The sequence below is a fragment of the Amycolatopsis jejuensis genome, assembly GCF_000717335.1.
GTDB classification, from domain to species: domain Bacteria; phylum Actinomycetota; class Actinomycetes; order Mycobacteriales; family Pseudonocardiaceae; genus Amycolatopsis; species Amycolatopsis jejuensis.
Window position 1 is genome coordinate 48,458 of record NZ_JNYZ01000047.1, and the last position, 6,142, is coordinate 54,599.

Genomic DNA, 6,142 nt, shown 5'->3' on the forward strand with positions numbered 1-6,142 from the left:
CCGCCTGCCCAGCAGGCAAAGTCAAAGTATCGGCCGGCTCAGTCACAGGGCGTCTCCCGCCTCGATGTCTTCGGCCAGCTCGGTCCAGAGCCGGTCGTACAGCCGATCGAAAGCCGGGTCGGTGCGCACCCGAGCCAGGTCACGCGGCCGGGGCAGGTCGATCGGGCAATCCACCTTGACGCGGGCCGGCCGTTTCGAGAACACGAGGACCCGGTCCGACAACGCGATCGCTTCGGTGATGTCGTGCGTGATGAACACGATCGTGTTCTTCTCGTGCTGCCAGATGCGCAGCAGTTCCTCTTGCAGCACCAGCCGCAGCTGCGCATCGAGGGCACCGAACGGTTCGTCGGCGAGGATCATGTCCGGCCGGTAAGCCAGCGTACGTGCCAGCGTCACCCGCTTGCGCATTCCGCCGGAAAGCTGTGCCGGGTATGCGTTCTCGAACCCCTGCAAGCCGACCAGGTCCACCAGTTCGGCAGTGCGTTCCTTGATCTCGTCCCGAGGCCGCTTACGGATCTCCAGCGCCACACTGATGTTCTTGCGCACGCTGCGCCACGGCAGCAGGTTGTCCTTCTGCGTCACGTAGCCGACCCTCGTGTTCGGTTGCGGCACCCCCTTACCGTCGTAGGCAAGGCGACCCGCGCTGGGCGTCAGCAGCCCTGCGGCAAGGTTCAGGATGGTCGATTTCCCGCAGCCGCTCGGCCCGACGATCGAAACGAATTCACCTTCGTGGACTTCGAAGTCCAGGCCGCGGAGCACGGTGACCGTGTCGGCGCGGCGCTGGAACGTCATACCCAAGCCCGCGGCCTGAAGCTTGGGAACTCGCGCACCGCCGTTGCCCGCCACGGGATCACCCCGAACCGCGGCCGGGACGGACACGGCTGTATGGCCGGCAGAGGGAATCTGGCTCACTCGGAACCTCCAGGGTGGTTGCCCGGACACTGACCGGATGAAATCGAGCAGGTTCGCAGGAGACGGGAGCGCCTCCGCGGCGGCTCCGACCGCTTCGTGATCCGATGTGACCCGCATCGCACCGCGGGACGGAACGATGCTGGCAGCCGCCATCGCTTATGTCAACCATGCGGACAATTTTCGATCGATGAGTAGATTTAAGACCGCGCGTTCGGCCACCGTCGGGCCGATCACCCGGGCGGATCGCGGCCTTGCCAACCTCGGGGAAGATATTCTACTCTTTCGTTGGTATTTCAGGTCCCGGCGCGCCGCCGCCCGGCAAAGGAGGCCCTTGTGCTGCCCCTGGCAGGAGTACGTGTTGTCGAGTTCGCCAGCAATGTCGCGGGCCCTTACGCCGGCCTGGTGCTGCAGGACCTCGGCGCCGAGGTGCTCAAGGTCGAGCGGCCCGGCAGCGGGGACGTCGTCCGCGGCTGGCCGCCCTTTTCCCGCACGCAGGTTTCCGCGCCGTTCACCGCGATCAACCGTGGCAAGAAGTCGATCGTCCTCGACCTCAAGTCCGGACAGGGGCGGGAGCTCCTGCACACCCTTCTCGCCGACGCCGACGTCTTCATCAGCAGCCTGCGCCCGGGCAAGGCGGCCGACCTCAGCGTCGACGCCACGACCTTGCGGTCCACCCATCCGCGGCTGGTCGTCAGCGAGATCTCCGGATACGGCCCGCGCGGCCCGCTGGGCGGGGAACCCGGTTACGACGCGATCCTCCAGGCCTTCTCGGGCATCATGGATGTAACGGGCCATCCGGACGGCCCACCGGCCCGCGTGGGCACCGCGATGCTCGATTTCGGAACCGGCATGTGGGCGGCCATGGGTGCCGTCGCCGCGCTGTTCCAGCGGAGCGACAGCGGCACCGGCGCTTCAGTACAGGCCAGCCTCCTGGGCACCGCCTCCGGCTTCTTGATGCACCACATCGCTTCGGTCACCATGGCGGACGTCCACCCGGCAAGGATCGGCACCGCACAACACAATTCGGCCCCCTACGAAGCGCTCACCGCGGCAGACGGACAAGTCATGGTCGGCGTCACGAGCGTCGAGCTGTGGCGGAGCCTGTGCAGCGCTCTCGGACGGACCGACCTGATCGACGACCCGCGGTTCGCCACCAACGAAACACGCGTCGCCAACCGCGGCGAACTGGTCACCGCCCTGAATGACGCACTCACCGGCCGCGACGCCGAAAGCGTGGTGAAGGACCTCAAATCAGCCGGCGTGCCGGCCAGCGTGATCAGAACGGTCGGCGACCTGGCCCACGACGAGCAGGCCATCGAAGCCGGCTACCTCCAGAAAACCGCCGACGGCTCCCGGCTGGCCACGTCCCCAGTGATCATCGACGACCGCCTCGCGGAACTCGACACGCAACGCGCGCCACATCTCGGCGAACACACCGAGGAAATACTTCGAATGATCGGCAAGAGGCCGGACGAGATCGGCGAGCTCCGCTCGAACGGTATCATCGCCTAACGCCAGCGGAGAAGAATCTACGGCGCCTCGCCGATCAGTGGCAAGGCAGCCCGGCGCAGGCGTCCTTGGATAGCCCGCACGACACCGGCTGCGCGTTCTTCGGCCGCTGAGCTCAGCAGAAGATGCTGTTTGTCCCGGAGGATGTCGCGGCAGGGAACGTCATGCGGATTGGCCACGAGAGGCCAAACATGCCTGCTGTCGCGCGCTGACACCAGCCGGGCGAATCATCGGTCGACAACCTATCTCAGCCCAAGTAACGCACGACCAGTGACAGCGAGGTCGACATCTACGCCCTGATCGATTCGCGTGGTGGCACCGGCGCGGCCTGAACGACGCGGAGTCGGGCAAGCCGGCCCAGCCCTCCTGGTGTTTGGCCCCTGACCTGCGGTTCGACCACGAAAAGAGACCGTCGATCTGACGGCCTCTCCGCTGGTCAACAATACGCGTGTCCGAGATGCGGGCTTCGGCAGCCCGGGATCGATCTCTCAAGTGTCATCGCCGCCCGAGCATCCGGCCTTCTCCCATGAGGGCCCGAATGGGGCTGCCACACCCGACTTGCACGCTCCCCATAAAGATTCCGGCCCCTCTGCGTTCTCGATACAGGCTCCGGGCAGGCGACGCCGCCCTGATCACCATCAGTTGCCCGAACGACATTCTGCTGGGCCACACGGTTCCGCGCGTCGAGCACCTGTCGACCCAAACCCATCCTCGCGTGACGTCCGGAAGTCCATGATTCCACCTGCCAATGGTCAGTTTTTCCTGGCTCTGGCACAGAGTCCGTTTGCGCCGTGAGGCGCTGTTGGTTCGAGTGGAGGTGGGAGACCTTCGCCTCCGGCCTGTCGCAGCAGGTCGGTGGAGCTGAGGGCAGCCTGATCCGGGTGATGCCGGGGAGGGTGGGAGCAGCCCTGACAAAGCCGGGACGTGTCAGAACCGTCAGATGGTGCGGGTCCGGCGAGCGTGGCGGAGAGGAGTACGCGAGGAACCGGCGTTGTTACGTCCTTGTCTGGGCCACCGGCTCGAACCTGACGGATCTGGGCCGGGCGCGGTGCGTCCCGCTGTATATGGAAGCGGCGGGAACTTCCGGAGGGTGAATGATTGCTGCTCCGGAAGGCCACGAGGAAGGTCTGCGGCGTACTCGTGGCGAGGCCGCCGGGACACAGCCGGGCTCCTCCTTCGCCGAGCGAATCACAGTGAACACGGGAACCACCTGGCCTGGTTCCAGCCCCGCGGGCATCCAACCCGCCGCGGGCGGGATAGGCGCATCGACAGCCGAACGGGTCGGGTGGGGCGGAGCCGCCGTAGTAGTCCGAGGCCGGGAGAGCCGGTCACATGGCGAAGGGCGGCAGCGGTTTCGAGGAGACGAGGAGCTGTAATGCCGAAAGATGCGCCCCTGAACAGGGGCGCCACTCCGGAAACGCCCGTTGGGCCGCACCGGCGAGTATCGGAGATGCAGGCCAAGCTTCACCGTTGGGCGGCGGCCGATGCCGGCCGCAGGTTCGACGACCTGTTCAACTTCGTGCATGACCCGGCAACGCTGACCGTGGCGTTCGACCGGGTCGCGGGGAACATCGGGGCGCGCACTGCGGGCGTCGACGGCCTCACGGTCGCCGACGTGGAGCAGCAGGTGGGCGTGCCGGGATTCCTGGACGACCTGCGGACCCGGCTCAAGCAGGGTTCGTTCCGGCCGTTGCCGGTGCGGGAGCGCAAGATCCCCAAACCGGGCGGATCGGGAAAGGTTCGCAGCCTCGGCATTCCGACGGTGGCGGACCGGGTCGTTCAAGCGGCGCTCAAGCTGGTGCTGGAACCGATCTTCGAGGCCGACTTTGAGCCGGTCTCGTACGGGTTTCGGCCCAAACGGCGGGCACAGGACGCGATCGCTGAGATCCACTACTTCGGCACCCGAGGTTACCGATGGGTGCTGGACGCGGACATCGAAGCGTGTTTCGACCGGATCGATCACACGGCCCTGATGGACCGGGTGCGACTCCGGGTGAGGGACAAACGCGTCCTGACACTGGTGAAAGCCTTCCTGAAGGCCGGGATCCTCACCGAACTCGGCGACAGCAAGGAGACCTTCACCGGCACGCCGCAAGGCGGCATCCTGTCCCCGCTGCTGGCCAACATCGCCCTGGCGGTGCTCGATGAGCACGTACATGGGCCGTGGAAGCCCGGCGGGACAATGGCGACCGAGGGCAAGCGTCAATACCGCCGTCGCAAGGGGTTGCCGACGTGGCGGCTCGTCCGCTACGCCGACGACTTCGTCGTCTTGGTTCACGGAACGCAGGACGACACGCAGGCGATGCGCGAAGACGTCGCCGGGGTGCTCGCGCCGATGGGGCTTCGTCTGTCCGAGGCGAAAACCCAGGTGGTGCACATGGTTGACGGGTTCGACTTCTTGGGGTTCCGCATCCAGTGGCGCCGCAAGAGAGGCACGAACAAATGGCACGTATACACCTTCATAGCCGACCGGCCGATCCGGTCGTTGAAGGCCAAGATCCGTGCCCTGACACGCAGGACGTCGCAGCAGGACCTGGGCTACGTGCTAACCAGACTCAACCTGGCCATGCACGGATGGGCCAACTACTTCCGACACGCGGTTGCCAAGAATACCTTCGCCATGCTGGACAGTCTCGCCTGGTGGCGGATCGTCCGCATGATGAGGCAACGGCACCACTGGAGGTGGAAGGACGTCCGCCGTTGACTTGTCGCGCCCAATGGGCACTGGCGGGCGATCAACGCGGGCGAGATCGAACTGCGCCGGATAGCGGCGATCCCGGTCACCCGGTATCGCTACCGCGCAGGCAACATCCCCAACGCCTACGTCCACACCAACCACGCCTGACGACAGGAACCGTGGAGAGCCCGTTGCGTTGAGAGGCGCACGGCGGGTTCGGCGAGAGGTCCGGGGAAACGGGCCAGGAGCAATCCCGGCACCGCGCCCCGGGCCTACTCAGCGATAGTGCCCGGCGGCAGTGAACTCCGCGCGGTGGTTGATCATGTCCGTGGTGCGATGATCTTGGTCCGAAGGTCCTGCTTCCCCACCCGCCGCCGCTGCGGATCGAGCGGATTCTCCGACCGGGGGCCCGCTCTTCGGCCGCAGGAGAGCGTTCTGGCACCCGATGCTGCGCGTCCCGGTTGCGTGGTCAGGTCTGGACGGGTGCACAGCCAGTACGACCGAGACATGTCCGACCCGGCGATCGGGGGTCAGGAGACGGTGATCTGCCCTGCAGGTACGGCGATTCTTCTGCGACTGTGAGGTCTGTCCGAAGCGGACGTTCGCCGAACAGGTCCCCCGGTCTCACCGCGCCGCACGCCCGCCATGAACGCCTCATCGCGCCGGAACAGCGGGTGAGGCAACCGCGCTTGGCCACTGCTCACCCGATCGGGAATCGACCCATCCGCTCGGCTGTCGGCACCGAACCAGGGGAGTCCACGAAGGTCACTCCCGGGCGGGCGCTGTTCGCGCGGGCACGTCCGGCGTCGCCGGACGGGAAGGAGATCGCACGTGTTTGGCAAACGCTATGCCGCTTCGATGATCGCCCGGAGTGCGGTAAACCCCAAGGACCGGCGCAAGTTCCTGCAGGCCGCTGGTTTGACCGGTCTCGGCGTCGTCGGCGCAGGCGCGCTGGCCGGGATCGGCGGGTTCGCCGGCCCGGCCGCAGCCGCCGTGCGCCAGGCCGCTCCGGTCGCGCAGGACTCCGGTGAGGTCAGCGACGGC

Annotated in this window: 3 protein-coding genes and 1 pseudogene; 3 read left to right on the forward strand and 1 reads right to left on the reverse strand. The window is 66.6% G+C overall.

The features are described 5' to 3' along the window. Positions 1-42: 42 nt before the first annotated feature. Positions 43-846, reverse strand: a complete 804-nt coding sequence (locus OO71_RS42120; RefSeq protein WP_033295691.1) for an ABC transporter ATP-binding protein — start codon at positions 844-846, stop codon at positions 43-45. Positions 847-1,245: 399 nt separating this feature from the next. Between OO71_RS42120 and OO71_RS42125 the strand changes: the two genes are divergently transcribed. The 3 genes and pseudogenes from OO71_RS42125 to OO71_RS51100 all read left to right on the forward strand — a co-directional run. Continuing rightward, a complete protein-coding gene (locus OO71_RS42125; RefSeq protein WP_033295672.1) occupies positions 1,246-2,424 on the forward strand; it encodes a CaiB/BaiF CoA transferase family protein in 1,179 nt (392 codons plus the stop codon). A 1,372-nt stretch (positions 2,425-3,796) separates the two neighbouring features. Beyond that, positions 3,797-5,125 (forward strand): group II intron reverse transcriptase/maturase, encoded by a 1,329-nt coding sequence (gene ltrA / locus OO71_RS46820; RefSeq protein ID WP_211260826.1) that lies wholly within the window; start codon positions 3,797-3,799, stop codon positions 5,123-5,125. Between the two features lie 804 nt (positions 5,126-5,929). Next, a pseudogene (locus OO71_RS51100) lies at positions 5,930-6,142 on the forward strand (ferritin-like domain-containing protein); the annotation flags it as partial.